This window comes from Paraburkholderia rhizosphaerae (genome assembly GCF_004366595.1).
Classification (GTDB): Bacteria; Pseudomonadota; Gammaproteobacteria; order Burkholderiales; family Burkholderiaceae; genus Paraburkholderia; species Paraburkholderia rhizosphaerae.
This window is the reverse complement of sequence record NZ_SORE01000002.1, coordinates 1-16,652: the sequence shown is the minus strand read 5'-3', so window position 1 is coordinate 16,652 and position 16,652 is coordinate 1. Positions and strand designations below refer to the sequence as shown.

General features: G+C 63.7%; 16 protein-coding genes. All 16 read right to left on the bottom strand.

Translation table 11 applies throughout. The features are described from left to right. Positions 1-65 precede the first annotated feature (65 nt). Entirely contained in the window at positions 66-1,616 is a 1,551-nt protein-coding gene (gene purF, locus BX592_RS02225; protein ID WP_134190031.1) for an amidophosphoribosyltransferase, read from the bottom strand. 137 nt (positions 1,617-1,753) lie between these two features. Then, the gene (locus BX592_RS02220) at positions 1,754-2,248 is read right to left on the bottom strand and encodes a CvpA family protein (RefSeq protein WP_134190030.1); all 495 of its coding nucleotides are present in this window, start codon (positions 2,246-2,248) and stop codon (positions 1,754-1,756) included. Positions 2,249-2,255: 7 nt separating this feature from the next. Then, complete coding sequence (locus tag BX592_RS02215; RefSeq protein WP_134190029.1) at positions 2,256-3,266, bottom strand: SPOR domain-containing protein; 1,011 nt, start codon at positions 3,264-3,266, stop codon at positions 2,256-2,258. A gap of 28 nt (positions 3,267-3,294) precedes the next feature. Further along, entirely contained in the window at positions 3,295-4,605 is a 1,311-nt protein-coding gene (gene folC, locus BX592_RS02210) for a bifunctional tetrahydrofolate synthase/dihydrofolate synthase (RefSeq protein ID WP_134190028.1), read from the bottom strand. A gap of 137 nt (positions 4,606-4,742) precedes the next feature. Beyond that, positions 4,743-5,615, bottom strand: a complete 873-nt coding sequence (gene accD, locus BX592_RS02205; RefSeq protein WP_134190027.1) for an acetyl-CoA carboxylase, carboxyltransferase subunit beta — start codon at positions 5,613-5,615, stop codon at positions 4,743-4,745. A gap of 95 nt (positions 5,616-5,710) precedes the next feature. Then, complete coding sequence (trpA, locus tag BX592_RS02200; protein WP_134190026.1) at positions 5,711-6,535, bottom strand: tryptophan synthase subunit alpha; 825 nt, start codon at positions 6,533-6,535, stop codon at positions 5,711-5,713. Positions 6,536-6,608: 73 nt separating this feature from the next. Continuing rightward, positions 6,609-7,496 carry a DNA-methyltransferase gene (locus BX592_RS02195; protein WP_134190348.1) on the bottom strand — a complete coding sequence of 296 codons (888 nt, stop codon included), beginning with the start codon at positions 7,494-7,496 and terminating at the stop codon, positions 6,609-6,611. Between the two features lie 110 nt (positions 7,497-7,606). Further along, complete coding sequence (trpB, locus tag BX592_RS02190) at positions 7,607-8,800, bottom strand: tryptophan synthase subunit beta (RefSeq protein WP_134190025.1); 1,194 nt, start codon at positions 8,798-8,800, stop codon at positions 7,607-7,609. A 59-nt stretch (positions 8,801-8,859) separates the two neighbouring features. Then, entirely contained in the window at positions 8,860-9,609 is a 750-nt protein-coding gene (locus BX592_RS02185) for a phosphoribosylanthranilate isomerase (RefSeq protein WP_134190024.1), read from the bottom strand. Further along, positions 9,606-10,415 (bottom strand): tRNA pseudouridine(38-40) synthase TruA, encoded by an 810-nt coding sequence (gene truA / locus BX592_RS02180; protein ID WP_134190023.1) that lies wholly within the window; start codon positions 10,413-10,415, stop codon positions 9,606-9,608. Before truA ends, BX592_RS02185 begins: the two co-directional genes overlap by 4 nt. Beyond that, a complete protein-coding gene (locus BX592_RS02175) occupies positions 10,415-12,862 on the bottom strand; it encodes a FimV/HubP family polar landmark protein (RefSeq protein WP_134190022.1) in 2,448 nt (815 codons plus the stop codon). Before BX592_RS02175 ends, truA begins: the two co-directional genes overlap by 1 nt. Before the next feature lie 207 nt (positions 12,863-13,069). Next, the gene (gene asd, locus BX592_RS02170; protein ID WP_134190021.1) at positions 13,070-14,191 is read right to left on the bottom strand and encodes an aspartate-semialdehyde dehydrogenase; all 1,122 of its coding nucleotides are present in this window, start codon (positions 14,189-14,191) and stop codon (positions 13,070-13,072) included. Between the two features lie 85 nt (positions 14,192-14,276). Next, positions 14,277-14,405: a hypothetical protein gene (locus BX592_RS34825; protein WP_279589165.1), complete on the bottom strand. Its 129-nt coding sequence runs from the start codon at positions 14,403-14,405 to the stop codon at positions 14,277-14,279. A gap of 108 nt (positions 14,406-14,513) precedes the next feature. Beyond that, positions 14,514-15,581: a 3-isopropylmalate dehydrogenase gene (gene leuB, locus BX592_RS02165; RefSeq protein WP_134190020.1), complete on the bottom strand. Its 1,068-nt coding sequence runs from the start codon at positions 15,579-15,581 to the stop codon at positions 14,514-14,516. Between the two features lie 54 nt (positions 15,582-15,635). Further along, positions 15,636-16,289 (bottom strand): 3-isopropylmalate dehydratase small subunit, encoded by a 654-nt coding sequence (gene leuD, locus BX592_RS02160; protein WP_134190019.1) that lies wholly within the window; start codon positions 16,287-16,289, stop codon positions 15,636-15,638. Between the two features lie 100 nt (positions 16,290-16,389). Next, positions 16,390-16,548, bottom strand: a complete 159-nt coding sequence (locus BX592_RS02155) for an entericidin A/B family lipoprotein (RefSeq protein ID WP_134190018.1) — start codon at positions 16,546-16,548, stop codon at positions 16,390-16,392. Positions 16,549-16,652: the final 104 nt, after the last annotated feature.

Genomic DNA, 16,652 nt, shown 5'->3' with positions numbered 1-16,652 from the left:
TACCCCGCGTCCGCAAGCTGAACTCAAATCGACGCAAGCTTTAATTCTAACACCGGGCCACCCGGTCATTCGACCGATAGCTGCAAGTGCAACTGCGAGCGCGCAGTGCCGCCGTCGAGCGCTTCGCTCGCTGCATCGCGGTCGGACTGCGCCGCGGGCGCGAGGCGCGCGAGTTCGATGCCGTCGAGATATTCGTTCGTCACATCGCCGGTGATGTAGTTGCCGTCGAAGCACGATGCCTCGAAACCCTTCAGCGCCGGGTTGATGTCGCGCACCGCTTGCTCGAGCGCCTCGACGTCCTGATACACCAGATAGTCCGCGCCGATCATTCGCGCGACTTCGTCGTCCGAGCGGCCATGTGCGACCAGTTCGCCGCGCGTCGGCATATCGATGCCGTACACGTTCGGGAATTTCACCGGCGGCGCAGCCGACGCGAAGATCACCTTGTTCGCGCCGGCATCGCGCGCCATCTGCACGATTTCGTGCGACGTGGTGCCGCGCACGATCGAATCGTCGACGATCAGCACATTCTTGCCCTTGAACTCGATGCCCATCGCGTTCAGCTTCTGGCGCACTGACTTCTTGCGCACCGCCTGGCCCGGCATGATAAACGTGCGGCCCACGTAGCGGTTCTTGAAGAAGCCTTCGCGATACTCGACACCCAGCTTCGCGGCGACCTGCATCGCAGCCGGACGCGATGAATCGGGAATCGGCATCACGACGTCGATCTTCAGATCAGCCGGCAACACGCGCTTGATTTTTTCGGCCAGATAGTCGCCCATGCGCAGACGCGCGTTGTAGACCGGCACGCCATCGAGCACCGAGTCCGGACGCGCGAGATACACGAGTTCGAAGATGCACGGGTTCAGGCTCGCGTTCGTCGCGCACTGCTGTGCGTAGAAATTGCCTTCGAGGTCGATAAAGATCGCCTCGCCCGGCTGCACGTCGCGCACGAATTCGAAGCCGATCCCTTCCAGCGCAACCGATTCCGATGCGAGCATCCACTCGGTGCCGTGCGCGGTTTCAAGCTTGCCGATGCACAGCGGACGAATACCGAACGGGTCACGGAAGCCGACGAGGCCGTAGCCCGCGATCAGCGACACGATCGCGTACGAACCGCGCACGCGCCGATGCACGCCCGACACCGCCTTGAACAGCGCCGATGGATCGACCTGCAGCCCCGAGCTCGCGAGCTGCAATTCGTGCGCGAACACGTTGAGCAGCACTTCGGTATCGGAGTTCGTATTGATGTGGCGGCGATCGACGCGGAACATCTCGTCTTTCAGCTGCGGCCAGTTGGTCAGGTTGCCGTTATGCGCGAGGATGATGCCGAACGGCGCGTTCACGTAGAACGGCTGCGCTTCTTCCTCGCTCGACGCGGACCCGGCAGTCGGGTAACGCACCTGGCCGATGCCGACCGTGCCGGGCAGACTGCGCATGTTGCGCGTGCGGAACACGTCGCGCACCATGCCATTCGCCTTGTGCATGTGGAAGTTGCTGCCGTTCGCCGTCGCGATGCCGGCGGCATCCTGACCGCGGTGCTGCAGCAGCAGCAGGCTGTCATAGATCAGCTGGTTGACCGGGGATTGGGAAACTACGCCTACGATGCCGCACATGGCATGTCCTTCAAAGGTACGAAATTCGTTTCGGCGGCCGGCATGTGCCGGCCTTTGCCGCGCGTCGCGTACGTTGGCGCCTTGCTCGCCACCGCCGCGCTTACCGGCGCCGCCGTCGTATCGACCCGGCTCGCACGCTATACGTGAACGTATGCAGCGATCGCGTCGGGCAGCAACGGCTTCAACTCTCGCACGCCCTGCTCCGCGTATGGCCGAAACAGCGCATTGCGCCAGAATTCGTGCTGGGGCAGTTCGGTCAAGCCCGCGAAGGCGACCAGAATCAGCACCAGAATGACCCCGCGCACGAGGCCGAACATCAATCCGAGCGAGCGGTCGATACCGCTAAGCCCCGATACCTGCACCAGCCGCCCCAGCAACGCGTTTGCCACGCCCGCGACCAGCACCACGCCAATCACGATGACTGCAAAGGCGAGCAGCCACTGGGTCAACTCGCCGCCCGGCCAGTGCTCCGGCATATACGGCACCACATGCCCAACAAACCGGCAGGCGATCAGAAACGCCGCGATCCAGCCGATCAGCCCGAATATCTCGGACAGAAAGCCGCGCCACGTGCCGCGCAGCGCTGACAAGACGATCACCGCCATAACAGCGTAGTCGAACGCAGTGAACATCGCCGGCTTATTGAGCTGAGCCGTTGTTCGCGCCCGACGTCAAGCCGGCTTCGCGAACCTTCGAGATGGCCGCTGAAGCCGCCGCGCGATCCGCGAATGGCCCCGCGCGCAATAACGTTCGCACTGAACCGTCGGCCTGCTTCCGCTTTTCGAGATATGCGGGCACACCAGCCGCTTTCAACTTGCTGACCCAGTTACGTGCGCTCGCATCATCGGAAAATGAACCGAGTTGCACCGCGAAGCGGCTGCCCGGCGGCGCCGCCGGCGTGCCGGATTCGGCTTGGGGCGGCGTCGCGCTTTGTGCGGTGTTCGCTGCGGTTTCGGTCGATTGTGCAGGTGCAGTGGATGACTTCGCGGGTGCTGAAGTGGTCGCGATAGCCGTTTGCGGCTGTTTTGCCAGCGGTTTCGTGGCCGGTTTGGCTTCCGATTTGGCCTCGGAAAGCGCCGGATTCGTGGCTGTTACCGCCCCTTGCTGCGATTTCCCCGCTGATTGCGCTTGCTGCGCAGGCGCTGCGCCCTTCGGCGCGGCCGCGTCGCGACCCGGGCTCGGCGTACCTGTCGCAGCGGTTGCCGCTGGTGCGGACGACGAACCCGACGCGCTTTGCGTGCCCTCGGCTGCGCCGGGCGCCGCATCCGGCACAGCTGGATTGTCAGGGGCTACGCCTGCCTGGGTGTCCTGCGGGTCCTGAACGCGCGCACGCGATACCGGGCGGCTCGGAATATCGATTGAAATGTCGTCGGTGACGGGTTTCGGGTGCGAATCGAGAACCATCGGAAGAATCACGACGGCCGCCACCACCAACGCGATCGCACCGACGAGGCGCCGCCTCGCCCGCTGCTTCTCCGGGAGCGTTGGATCAAGCAGCATCGCGTCCGCGTCGCCGGCCCGTTCGGCCCGCCGGCTGGGCCGTTCGACGCGTTCGCTACGATCGCTACCGTTTGAGCCCCGTTTAGAACTGGAATTTGCGCCGCGCCGATTGGACACGTCGTCTTTTTTGCCGAACGAGAAGATTCCCATGGATGCCTTGGTTCGAGGCTGCCCGCGTTCAGTGTTGCTGCGATTTCCGATAGGCCATCACACCCGCAACAGTAAAGAAGCTACCGAAAACAACAATTCTATCATTGTCGGAGGCCCGTTTTAGCGCGTCCTGAAATGCTTCTGACGGCGACGCGAAGCGGGTGACGCTGCTAGCCGGCCCGTCGACAACGTCCGCATCACGCAACACAGCCTCCAGTTCCGCCGCGGATGCCGCACGCGGCGTCGGCAGGTCGGTCACGCACCAGTGATCGACTTCGCCCTTCAGATGAGTCAGCACGCCCGCGATGTTCTTGTCGCGCATCGAGCCGAACACCGCGTAAGTGTACGGAAAATAGCCCATATTGCCGAGATTTTGCGCGAGCACCGCGGCTGCATGTGGGTTATGGCCGACATCGAGGACGATAGACGGTTTGCCGGGCAGCACCTGAAAGCGCCCTGGCAACTCGACATTCGCGAGACCGAGGCGAATGTCCTGCGCGGACACCGGCAGCCGGTCGCGCAGCGCTTCGAGGCCGGCCAGCGCCGCCGACGTATTCAGCAGCTGATTCGCGCCGCGCAACGCCGGATAGGCGAGCGCCGAGCGCCGCATCGTGCGGCCGATGTAGTTCCACTGCTGGCGTTCGCTGCCTGCTTGTCCTTCGTAGCGGAAATCGCGGCCGGCCAGCCAGAGATCGGCACCAATAGCGTTCGCATGGTCGATCAGCGTCTGCGGCGCCAGCGGGTCGGCGCAAATGGCCGGCTTGCCCGCGCGGAATATGCCGGCCTTTTCGAATGCGATTTTGTCGCGCGTATCGCCGAGGTACTCGGTGTGATCGATGTCGATGCTGGTGATAATCGCGCAATCGGCATCGAGAATATTCACTGCATCGAGGCGGCCGCCGAGACCGACTTCCATGATCACCGCGTCGAGCCCGCGCGACGCGAACAGATGCATGATCGCGAGCGTCGTGAACTCGAAATAGGTCAGCGACGGCGGTTCGGCCAAGCTCGAACGGGCTTTTTCGACCGCTTCGAAATGCGGCAGAAGATCGGCATCGCTCGCGTTTTCGCCGTTGACGCGCGCGCGCTCATTGAACGACAGCAGATGCGGCGACGTGTGGCAGCCGACCGTGTAGCCGGCGCGCAGCAAAATCGATTCGAGAATTGCGCAGGTCGAGCCTTTGCCGTTGGTGCCGCCTACGGTGATCACCGGGCACGCAAACGACAACTGCAACGCATCGCGGACCCGGCTGATTCGTGCGAGGCCCATATCGATGCCGACAGGATGCGCGGTTTCGAGATGCGTGAGCCAGGCGTCGAGGGTGGGGAATGAGGTCATCGGATCAAACGGGAGTGCGGACCGCAATTATCCCGGAAACGACAACGCGCCGCTTGGATCCCAGCAGCGGCGCGTTGTCTGTTTTGCTTCAGTGCGGCCCGGCGTCTGCGAGGTCGGGCCGCCACAACCCGGGTTTGTCAGGCCACAGCGTCCGCCGGTTGGCGCGTCAGCAGCGCCATCAGTCGCGCGATTTCTTCACGCAGCTTGCGGCGGTCGACGATCATGTCAACCGCCCCTTTCTGCAGCAGGAACTCGGCCCGCTGGAACCCTTCCGGCAGTTTCTCGCGCACCGTCTGTTCGATCACGCGCGGACCCGCGAAGCCGATCAGCGCCTTCGGTTCCGCGATAACCACGTCGCCGAGGAACGCAAAACTCGCCGATACGCCGCCCATCGTCGGATCGGTCAGCACCGAGATAAACGGCAGTTTGGCTTCGGCGAGGCGCGTCAGCATCGCGGTCGTTTTCGCCATCTGCATGAGCGACAGCAGGCTTTCCTGCATCCGCGCGCCGCCCGAAGCGGTGAAGCAGATAAACGGCACCTGCTGCTCGAGCGCGTTCTGCGCGCCGCGCGCAAAGCGCTCGCCGACCACCGAGCCCATCGAGCCGCCCATGAACGAAAACTCGAAACAGGCGACCACGACCGGCAGCGTGTGAATCGCGCCGCCCATCACGACCATTGCATCGGTCTCGTCAGTCTCGTCGATCGCTTCTTTCAGACGGTCCGGGTACTTGCGGCTGTCCTTGAACTTCAGCGCGTCGACCGGCAGGATTTCCTGGCCGATCTCATAGCGGCCTTCCGCGTCGAGCAGGCTGTCGAGCCGCTCGCGTGCGCCGATCCGCATATGGTGGTCGCACTTCGGACAGACGTGCAGATTCGCCTCCACGTCGCTGCGATACAGCACAGCCTCGCACGACGGACACTTGATCCACAGACCTTCCGGAATCCCCTTGCGGTTTTTCGGATCGGTTTGCTTGATTTTCGGCGGCAGCAGTTTGTCGAGCCAGCTCATGTTGATTTTCTCCAGGTCGGCGGTACGCGTATCGCGCGACACGCGCGCGTAACGCGTACCGGTAACCGATTTCTGATGTTGGTCGTTAGGCGTGGTCAGGCGCCTGGGCGAGCCCCTGCGCCGATCGCGTCGATTGCCTGACGTATTTCCCCGATGAAGCGGGTCAGCGCATCGGCGGCGGCTTCGGGGGCCGACTGTTCGAGCAGATTGACGATCCGGCTGCCGATGACCACCGCATCGGAGACTTCCGCCACTGCGCGCGCCGATTGCGCATCGCGGATGCCGAATCCGACCCCAACCGGTAGCGGCACCCGCGACTTGATGGCCGGGATTTTACCTGCAATATCAAGAACGTCCAGATGCGCTGCACCGGTCACGCCCTTCAGCGACACGTAGTACACATAGCCACTCGCGATCTGGCCGACCGCCGCGATGCGTTCGTCGGTCGACGTCGGCGCCAGCAGGAAAATCGGATCGATGCCGGCGGCCTTCATCGTTGCGGCGAATGGCGCGCACTCTTCCGGCGGATAGTCGACCACCAGCACGCCATCCACGCCTGCTTCTTTGGCGGCCTTCGCGAACGCGTCGGCGCCGATCCGCTCGATCGGATTCGCGTAGCCCATCAGCACGATCGGCGTCTTGTCGTCGCGCTCGCGAAAGCGCTTCACGTCGGCCAGTACGTCGCGCAGCGTAACGCCCTTCGCGAGCGCGCGCTCCGACGAACGCTGGATGACCGGACCGTCTGCCATCGGGTCGGAAAACGGCACGCCCAGCTCGATCACGTCCGCACCGCCTTCGACGAGCGCGTGCATGAATTCGACGGTGCGCGCCGGATCGGGATCGCCCGCGGTGATGAACGGGATCAGCCCTTTGCGTTTCTGTGCGGCCAGTGCCGCGAATGTCTGGTTAATTCGGGACATGTTGAATTTTCTCGAAGTCGATTGACTGCGCGTTTTGGCGGTATTGGCCAGCGGCGTTCGCGGACATCGGCGCTTACGCCGTCGCCGCGACGGACGCAACCGAAGTTGCCGCCAAACTGACGCGTTCTCGCGCTATCGCGCAGTAACTTTCATTGATCTCATAGCCGACGAATTGGCGCTGCTGACGCGCGCAAGCAACTGCGGTGGTGCCGCTGCCCATGAATGGATCGAGTACGCGGCCGCCGGGAGGACAACTCGCGAGCACCATCCGCTCGACGATTTCCAGCGGCTTTTGCGTCGGGTGCGCGACCCGCTCCGCATGCTGCCGATGCAGGCGCGATACCGACCACACGTCCTTCGGGTTGTAGCCCACCTCCAACCACTTGCTGCCTTCGAACAACTTGCGCGAACGTGCCTTCTTCGTAGCGGCATCGTATGGGATGCGGACGGGATCGAGATCGAAGTAGTAATCCTTCGACACCGCGAACAGACCGATATTGTCGTGCACCGACGTGAAACGCCGCGTGGTGCCGCCCATGCTCGGCACGCGCCGGTCCCAGATGATCTCGTTGACCATCGTGAGCCGGGTCTTCAGGAAGCAGAAGATTTCCGGCGCGTACTGCCACGTGCAGAAGATATACAGCGAACCGGACGGTTTGAGCTTCGGAATGGCCAATTCCAGCCACTCGCGTGTCCAGCCGAGAAAGTCGTCGCCCGAACGCATGTCCGAATCGTTGCCGTAGTCCTTGCCGAGCCCGTACGGCGGGTCGGCGAGGATCAGGTCGATCGACTGGTCGGGCAGGTTCGCCGCATCGGTCAGAAAGTCGCAGTTGCGAAGTTCGATGCCAGCCGGCGTCGGCAGTAGCGGTGCAGTGGTAATGGCAGGCGCAACCGGCCGTTGCGCCGCCGGCTGTTCGGCCAAGGGTTGCTCAACCGCTTGCTCCGCCCTTTGCTCCACCATTTCCGACTGAGCCACGTCTTCCGTGGCCATTGCCGCCTGCTTCGCGTCCGCCGCGGCGGTGTCGAAAGTCGGCTGCGGTTCGTCGAACTCGTCGCGCATCACCGCGGCGCTCAGAACTTGATACCCGATCGCTCCGCGACCGTGTGCATGTCCTTGTCGCCGCGGCCCGACAGGTTGACCAGCAGGGTTTTGTCCTTCGGCAGCGTCGGCGCGAGTTTCATCGCGTACGCAAGCGCATGGCTCGATTCGAGCGCCGGGATGATCCCTTCGATGCGGCAGCAATCGTGGAACGCCTTCAGCGCTTCTTCGTCGGTGATGCTGACGTATTGCGCGCGCCCACTGTCCTTGAGCCATGCGTGCTCCGGGCCGACGCCCGGATAGTCGAGACCGGCGGAGATCGAATGCGTTTCGATGATCTGGCCGTTTTCGTCCTGCAGCAGGTACGTGCGATTGCCATGCAGCACGCCTGGCGTACCGCCTGTCAGCGACGCTGCGTGACGGCCGGTGTCGATACCGTCGCCGGCCGCTTCGACGCCGATCAACTGCACGGATTTATCGTCGATATACGGGTAAAAGATGCCCATCGCGTTCGAACCGCCGCCAATGCACGCGATGACGGCGTCCGGCTGGCGACCCGTGAGCTCCGGCATCTGCACCTTGCATTCGTCCCCGATCACACGCTGGAAGTCGCGCACCATCATCGGATACGGGTGCGGACCCGCCACCGTGCCGATGATGTAGAACGTGCTTTCGACGTTGGTCACCCAGTCGCGCATCGCTTCGTTCAGCGCGTCCTTCAGCGTGCGCGAGCCGGATTCGACCGGCACCACCGTCGCGCCGAGCAACTTCATCCGGTACACGTTCGCGGCCTGACGATGCACGTCCTCGACGCCCATATAGACCACGCATTCCATCCCGAAGCGCGCGGCGATCGTCGCGGTCGCGACGCCATGCTGGCCCGCGCCCGTTTCGGCGATCACGCGCGGTTTGCCCATGCGCTTCGCGAGCAGCGCCTGGCCGATCACGTTGTTCACCTTATGGGCGCCGGTATGGTTGAGATCTTCCCGCTTCAGATAAATCTGCGCGCCGCCGAGCAATTCGCTCCAGCGCTGAGCGTGGTACACAGGTGAGGGGCGACCAACGAAATGCTTCAGTTCGCGCTGGTATTCCGCGATGAAGTCCGGGTCGGTCTGGGATTTTTCGTAAGCGACGCGCAGCTCATCAAGCGCGTGCATCAGGGTTTCGGCGACGAACACGCCGCCATATTGGCCGAAGTGGCCACGTTCATCAGGTAAGTTGTACATTTCATCACTCGTTTCAGGTTGCCGGGCCGGCGTTTCAATGAACGCCTGCGCGGCCTGAATCATCCAGCGTCCGCTTCTCGCACTGCGCGTACGAACGCCGCCATCCGGGCGTGGTCCTTTACGCCCTTGGCGCCCACCACTTCGATGCCGCTCGAGACATCGACCGCGTACGGGCGCACGCGACGTATCGCTTCACCGACGTTTTGCGCGTTCAACCCACCACTCAAAACGGCCCGACGCGCGAGCTCTGCTGGAATAAGTGACCAATCGAAAACCTTCCCGCCGCCGCCATAGCCCTCGACATGGGTGTCGAACAAAAGGCCACTGGCTGCCGAATAGTTAAGCGCCGATTTTACCAAATCGGCCGGCTGAGTATCAGGCTCAATCCGTAATGCGCGCAACCATGGCAAACCCGCGACGCTCGCGAGCGACTCGCATTCAGCGGGCGTTTCGTCGCCATGAAACTGCAGCAACGATAGCGGCACATTGCAGACGACTTCTCGAAGCCAATCCTGTGTCGCATTGACGAAGAGTCCGACCACCGACAGAAACGGCGGCACATTGCGCGTCAGTTCGACCGCCTGCGCGACACTCAATGAACGCGGGCTCGGCGGATAAAACACGAGACCGATCGCGTCCGCGCCGAGTTCGACCGCGCATTCGACGTCGGATGGCTTCGACAGCCCGCATAGCTTGATACGCGTGCGGTGCGGCACGGCCGCGTCGGCGCGTGCCGGGGAGGCGGACTGCGCCGCGCTCTCAGCGGCGACGCCGGCGGCTTGCGCCGGCTGACTCGAGGTGGTGTTCATGATTGCGCTTCGTCGTTCCAGACATGGCTCCACGGCACGCTGCCGACCGCTGCGGCCGGCACCGCGAACTTGTCCGGGTAGCCGACCCGAGCCAGATAGAGGCCGTCCGGCATGAAAGTCGGCGCCGCGAGATTGCGGTCGCGGCTTCGCAGCACGTCGGCGAGCCAGTCGACAGGATAACGCCCACGCCCGATCGCGACGAGGCAGCCCATCAGGTTACGCACCATGTGATGCAGAAACGCGTTCGCGCGAAACCGGAAATGGATGAAGTCGCCGTCGCGCCGCACGTCGATCTGGTACAGGTGTTTCACCGGTGTCTTCGCCTGGCATTCCGACGAGCGGAACGCCGAAAAATCGTGCTCGCCGACCAGGCACGCGGTTGCCGCGCGCATCGCGTCGACGTCGAGCGGCGTGTGAATCCAGCCGGCGCGGCCCGACAGCATCGGCGAGCGCACCGGGTGCACGTACAACACGTAGTAATAGGTGCGCTCGAACGCGGAGAAGCGCGCGTGGAACGTGTCCGGCATCGGCTTCGCCCACTGGACGGCGACCGTCGACGGCAAGAACGCATTGGTGCCGCGTACCCACGAGAATTCGGCGCGGTCGAGATCGGTATCGAAATGGACCACTTGCCCGAGGCCGTGCACACCGGTGTCCGTGCGGCCGGCGACTACGGTCGGCAGCGGCGTCTGCGCGAATTCGCGCAGCGCGCGTTCCAGTTCGTCCTGGACGGTTTTGCCGTGCGGCTGCGATTGCCAGCCGCAAAATGCGGCGCCGTCGTACTGAACACCTAGTGCAATGCGCATCACGACAGTGGCGCGAGCGTCGACAGCATCGCGCGGGCTTCGTTGCGCGTTGCGGCGTCGTTGGACTCGATCACTTCGTTGATCAGCGTCCGTGCGCCGGCGACGTCGCCGAGCTCGATATATTCGGCCGCGAGTTCGAGCTTGTTGCGCGCGATGCGCGCGAGCTCTTCCGGCGTGAACGTCGGCAACGGCTGCGCCGGGCCCGGCGGTAGCTCGAGATCGAAATCGAGCGCGAGCGGGCCGTATTTGGCCGCGCCCATGCCGGCGATCGCGCCGGGGCCGGCGGTGCCGGCTTCGATCTGCTCGCCGACGCGCGGTGGTTCTGGCTCGTGCGGCGGCACGGCGTGGCTCGCGGTGATTTCAGGTTCGACGACCGGTTGCACAGTGGGCGTGGCTGGCGGCACAGCGGGTGCATCAGCGTCGGCTCGCGGCGGCAACGACATGTCGAGACTGCCGAACGCGTCGAGCGCCGCGCGCGGGAATTGCGGCAGCGTTGCGCGGTTTTCGTCGGGTTCGTGGCCTGACAACGCGTGGTCTTGCTGATCGGCGGGCTGGTGCGGCTCGGCGTGCGCTTGCGCGGTATCGGCGTCGGCGTCGGTCGGTTCGTCGGACGCCAAGTCGATAACCGGTTCGCTTTCGAAGTGGTCGGACAGAACCGGTTCGTGCTCGGCCGGCATCGTGACATCCGGCGGCAGTTCCGCTTGCGCCGGTTCATTGGGCTCGCCGATCGGTGCGTGGGATTCTTCAACGGAAGCGGCAGGCGCCACTTCATCGACGACGTGTTCCGTCTGTGCGGCCGGCAGCTCGCCCGGCGACTCGTGTGCGCCAAGTTGCTCGTGCAGATCGGGTATCAGCGGTTCTTCGCGTGTCGGCGGCTCGGACCGCTCTTCGTGCGCGGCAGCGAAACCCAGCGCAGCGGTGCTGCCCGCGATGGTTTGCACGGTCTCCGTCGTTTTCGCCGGTTTCGCCGGTTGATCCGGCGTTTCGTGCGGTTGGGGCGAGAGGTGATCGGCTACCGGCGAGACCCGCTCGGTCAGCGATGGCACCGCGTCTGCGTCGTCATGCTGCTGCGTCTCGTGCGCTGCGGTGTGCTCGCCGCTTTTCGGCATCGCGTCATCGGCGCTCGCGGTATTCCGGCCTGCATCGTGTGGCGGCGCGACATCCGCAGCCGACGGCCCCTCTTCTGCAGCCGCCCGCGCCGATGTGGACGACGACGCGGATACGTCGGCGCGCTTGCGTCGACGCATTGCCAGTCCGGCAACCATCGCAGCCAGCACCGCGCCGATTAGCGCGGCCACGCCAACGTAGCCCTGTTTCGACATGACCGTCGAGCCAGCAGTCTGCTGAGCGGCCATCGGCGCGACGAGCGGATGCGCGCCCGGCGCAGCCGTGCCTGCGGTCGTCGACGCGCCGGCGCTCGCACCAGCCACGGCCGCCGGCTGTCCATTCGCTGCGACGCTGCTTGCCGCCTGCGGCGTTCCCGCAGACTTGCCGATACCGTGCTTCTGCAGCTCCATCAGCACGCGATTTTTCAACGCGAGCAATTGCTGAAGGCTTGAAACCTGCGGATGCGCCTGCGACGCAGCCTGGGGTGCGCCGGCGGATGCCGCGAGTGCGCCGCTCGCGCCCGCCGCGGGCTGGCTAGGCGCAGACTGGATCGAGCCCGACCACACGTTCCCGCTGCTCGCCGCCGCGGCTTGCGGAATGCTTGCGCCAGTTGCCTGCGAGACCGATGCCGGTACGGATGCAGATGCCGGCGTAGCCGCATTCGCGGGTGACGACGCGGCGGTGGTTGCGGAAGCGGTTGCAGTTGCGGTTGCGGTGGACGCGCTTTCAGCAACCGACGCGCTTGCCGCAGACGACGGCGTTGCAGTTGTCGCAGTTGTTGTTGCGGCTGCCGCTGCTGTCGTCGTTGAACTTGCCGCACTCGCGGCTGGCTGCTCGCGCGCTTCCTGCGCAGTTGCCATGCTCGCCCCAGCGGCCGACGCCGGCGCCGGCGCCGCCGAAACCGCTGACGGCGCGCTCGCGGCGTTGCCAGCCATCGCGGCCGCGCTCGAGGCGCCGCCCGGCGCGGAAGCCGCTGTCGCCGTCGCGGCGGCAACCGCCGCCCCGGTTGCGTCCAATACCGGCACATTCAACACCGCACCGACCTTCAATCGGCTCGGGTCGTTCTTCATGAACGCGCTGGGATTCGCGTCGAAAATCGCGCGCGCCGCGCGCGCGAGCACCGCGCGGTCATGCGACTGGGTCATTCGGATCGCAATATCGTTCAGCGATTGCCCGGCCTGTACCGTGACCTGGCTCGCTGCGATAGGCGTGCTCGCAACGATGGCCGCGCTCGCAGCCGTCGCGCCGCTCGCCGGCATCCCCTGCGCAGCACACGTTTGCGCCGCAATCAGTAAAACAGCCGCGGTCACCACAATACGGCATCCAGTACCGTCAAACATTGCCGCCACTGCATGCGGGATCTGAACCCGGGCAATCATCGGGGCGTTGCGCGCGTGGTCACGCGGCCCGGGTTGGCGAAGCCTCATTGCGCTGTTTTCGATGAACAAAGACAAGATGTAGGAACGCCCAATGAAAAAAGCGCCGCGAGAATCGCGACGCTTTTATTGTTGCTGTAAGTGTTATACGCGTCTGGCGCGTAGTTTACTTTACTTGTCGAGCAGAATGCGAAGCATACGACGCAGTGGTTCAGCGGCACCCCACAGCAGCTGGTCGCCAACCGTGAACGCGGACAGATACTCGCCGCCCATTGCCAGCTTGCGCAGACGGCCAACCGGCACCGTCATCGTCCCGGTGACGACCGCCGGCGACAGGTCGCGAATCGACGCTTCACGCTCGTTCGGCACCACCTTCACCCAGTCGTTGGCCGACGCGAGAATGCTGTTCACCTCGTCAAGCGGCACGTCCTTCTTCAGCTTGATCGTCAGTGCCTGCGAATGGCAGCGCATTGCGCCGATCCGCACACACAGACCGTCGACCGGAACCGAGCCCGGCTCGCCCATCGCCGGCTTACCGAGAATCTTGTTCGCTTCCGCGCCACCCTTCCATTCTTCTTTCGACATGCCGTTGCCGAGATCCTTGTCGATCCACGGAATCAGCGAACCGGCCAGCGGCACGCCGAAATGTTCGGTCGGCATGCTGTCGCTATTCATGGCGGACAGCACACGGCGGTCGATATCGAGGATGGCCGATGCCGGGTTGGCCAGATCGTCCTTCACCGCGCTATGCAGCGCGCCCATCTGCGCGAGCAGTTCGCGCATGTTCTGCGCGCCCGCGCCCGAGGCGGCCTGATACGTCATCGCGGTCATCCAGTCGATCAGGTTCTCGCGGAACAGGCCGCCCAGCGCCATTAGCATCAGGCTGACCGTGCAGTTACCGCCGATAAAGTTCTTCTGTCCCTTGACCAGCGCGTTCTTGATGACGTCCAGGTTGACCGGATCGAGCACGATCACCGCGTCATCCTTCATGCGCAGCGTCGATGCCGCGTCGATCCAGTAGCCATTCCAGCCCGCGGCGCGCAGTTTCGGGAACACATCGCTGGTGTAATCGCCGCCCTGGCAGGAGATGATCGCATCGCACTTCTTCAGATCGTCGATGCTGTTGGCGTCTTTGAGTTTGGTCTCGTTTTTGGCGAACGACGGCGCATTGCCGCCCGCATTGCTGGTGCTGAAAAACACCGGTTCGATCAGATCGAAGTCGCGCTCCTGCTGCATACGTTGCATCAGGACGCTGCCGACCATGCCGCGCCAACCTACGAGACCTACGTTCATGACTTCATACCCTTGGAGTGGACAGCTTCCCCGCAATTTTGCCCGGCGTGTCCGCGCGGGGAAGACGGGCGGGCACGACGGACGATCAGCGTTTCGTGATCGTTTTCGGGGTAATCGCTTTGATGAGCGCCTTGGTGGAAATGGCGAGTTCGGTCGCACGGGCCGTTTTGCCGTGCTTGCTCGAGACCGAGGTGATGTGAGAAATCTGCGCCATTACGTGAGTCTACACGAAAACCGTGATTCGGCAGCGTACTCGCCCGTTTCGGGCACAAACGATGCTAAAAGGGCCGGCGATCCGGCCCACCCTTCAGTTGACCTTCAATTACAGCGCGGCGACAACTGCGTCGCCCATCGCCGCAGTACCCACCTGCCTGCAACCCGGCGTCAGAATATCGCCGGTGCGGTAGCCCTGCTCGAGCACTTTCTTCACCGCGCTTTCGATGCGATCCGCCTGCTCCGCCTTGTTCAGTGAATAGCGCAGCATCATCGCGGCGGAAAGAATGGTCGCGAGCGGATTGGCAACGCCCTTGCCTGCGATATCCGGCGCCGAACCGTGCGACGGCTCGTACAGACCCTTGTTGTTCTTGTCGAGCGACGCGGACGGCAGCATGCCGATCGAGCCCGTCAGCATCGCGGCCTCGTCGGACAGAATATCGCCGAACATATTGCCGGTGACGATCACGTCGAACGACTTCGGCGCCTTCACAAGCTGCATCGCCGCGTTGTCGACGTACATGTGCGACAGTTCGACGTCCGCATACTCCTTCGCGACATCGATCATCACGTCCTTCCACAACTGCGACGTTTCGAGCACGTTCGCCTTGTCGACTGAAGTCAACTTCTTGCCACGCTTTTGCGCCGCCTGAAACGCGACATGCGCGATGCGGCGCACTTCGGGTTCCGAATAGCGCATCGTGTCGAAGCCTTCCTTCGCGCCGGCAAACGGACCGTCCGGCGCCTCGCGCACGCCGCGCGGCGAACCGAAGTAGATGTCGCCGTTCAGTTCGCGCACGATCAGGATGTCGAGCCCGGACACGATCTCCGGTTTCAACGACGAGGCGCCCGTCAATTGCGCATAGCAGATCGCCGGACGGAAGTTCGCGAACAGCTGCAGATGCTTGCGCAGACCCAGAATGGCCTGCTCGGGGCGCAGCGCGCGTTCGAGCTTGTCGTATTTCCAGTCGCCGACCGCGCCGAACAGGATCGCATCGGCTTCTTTCGCCAGCTTCAACGTCGCGTCGGGCAGCGGATGACCGGCCGCTTCGTAGCCAGCGCCACCGACCGGCGCTTCTTCAAGCTCGAACTTCTCGCCGAGTTTGTTCAGCACCTTCACGGCTTCCTTGACGATTTCCGGACCGATACCGTCGCCGGGCAATACAGCAATCTTCATGTGTGTTTCCTTATTCGTATGGGGCGCGACGCGTCGCGCGCGGCTGGCCGTTAGTTAACCGACGATGCGGTGACCAAGCCATGGCTGCTTCGTCAGCCGTTCCGCTTCGAACTGGCGAATCTTGTCCGCCTGGCGCAGCGTAAGCCCGATGTCGTCGAAACCGTTCAGCAGGCAGTATTTGCGGAATCCGTCGACATCGAACTTGTACTCGGCACTGCCATCGGTCTTACGCACGACCTGATTTTCCAGATCGATCGTCAACTGAAAACCGTTGAACGCGAAGGTTTCGTTGAACAGATGATCGACCTGCTGTTCGGTCAGCACGATTGGCAACAGACCGTTCTTGAAGCAGTTGTTATAGAAGATATCGGCGAAGCTCGGCGCGATCAGCGCGCGAAAGCCGTACTGCTGCAACGCCCACGGCGCGTGCTCGCGCGAGCTGCCGCAGCCGAAGTTCTGGCGCGCGAGCAGAACCGACGCGCCCTGATAACGCGGCTGGTTCAACACGAAGTCCGGGTTCAGCGGACGCTTCGAGTTGTCCATGCCCGGTTCGCCGTGGTCGAGATATCGCCACTCGTCGAATGCGTTCGGGCCGAAGCCGGAGCGCTTGATCGACTTCAGAAACTGCTTCGGAATGATCGCGTCCGTATCGACGTTCTCGCGATCGAGCGGCGCGACGAGGCCGGTGTGTACGGTGAATTTGTCCATGACGCTTATGCCTGTTCAGAGCCGGAGATGCTGATGTGCGAGCGTTGCTTGCGCGACCGCATTGCCGGCGTTCAAGTATTCATGCGATGACGGCGCGGCTTCACTTCGCCGCCGCGTTGCTGATCGAGTGGCCGGCCGCGCTCATGTCCTGACCGAAGCCGCTCACGGTGTTGCACCCGGCGAGACCGAGCAGCAACCCTGCAAAAGCGGCCAGTGCGAACCGGCGCAGCAGCGTGTCGTTCAACGGAAGCTTCGTCATGTTGTTCAACCCAGCTTGCGAATATCGACGAAATGACCTTCGATGGCAGCCGCGGCAGCCATCGCGGGACTCACGAGGTGGGTGCGACCGCCCGCACCCTGGCG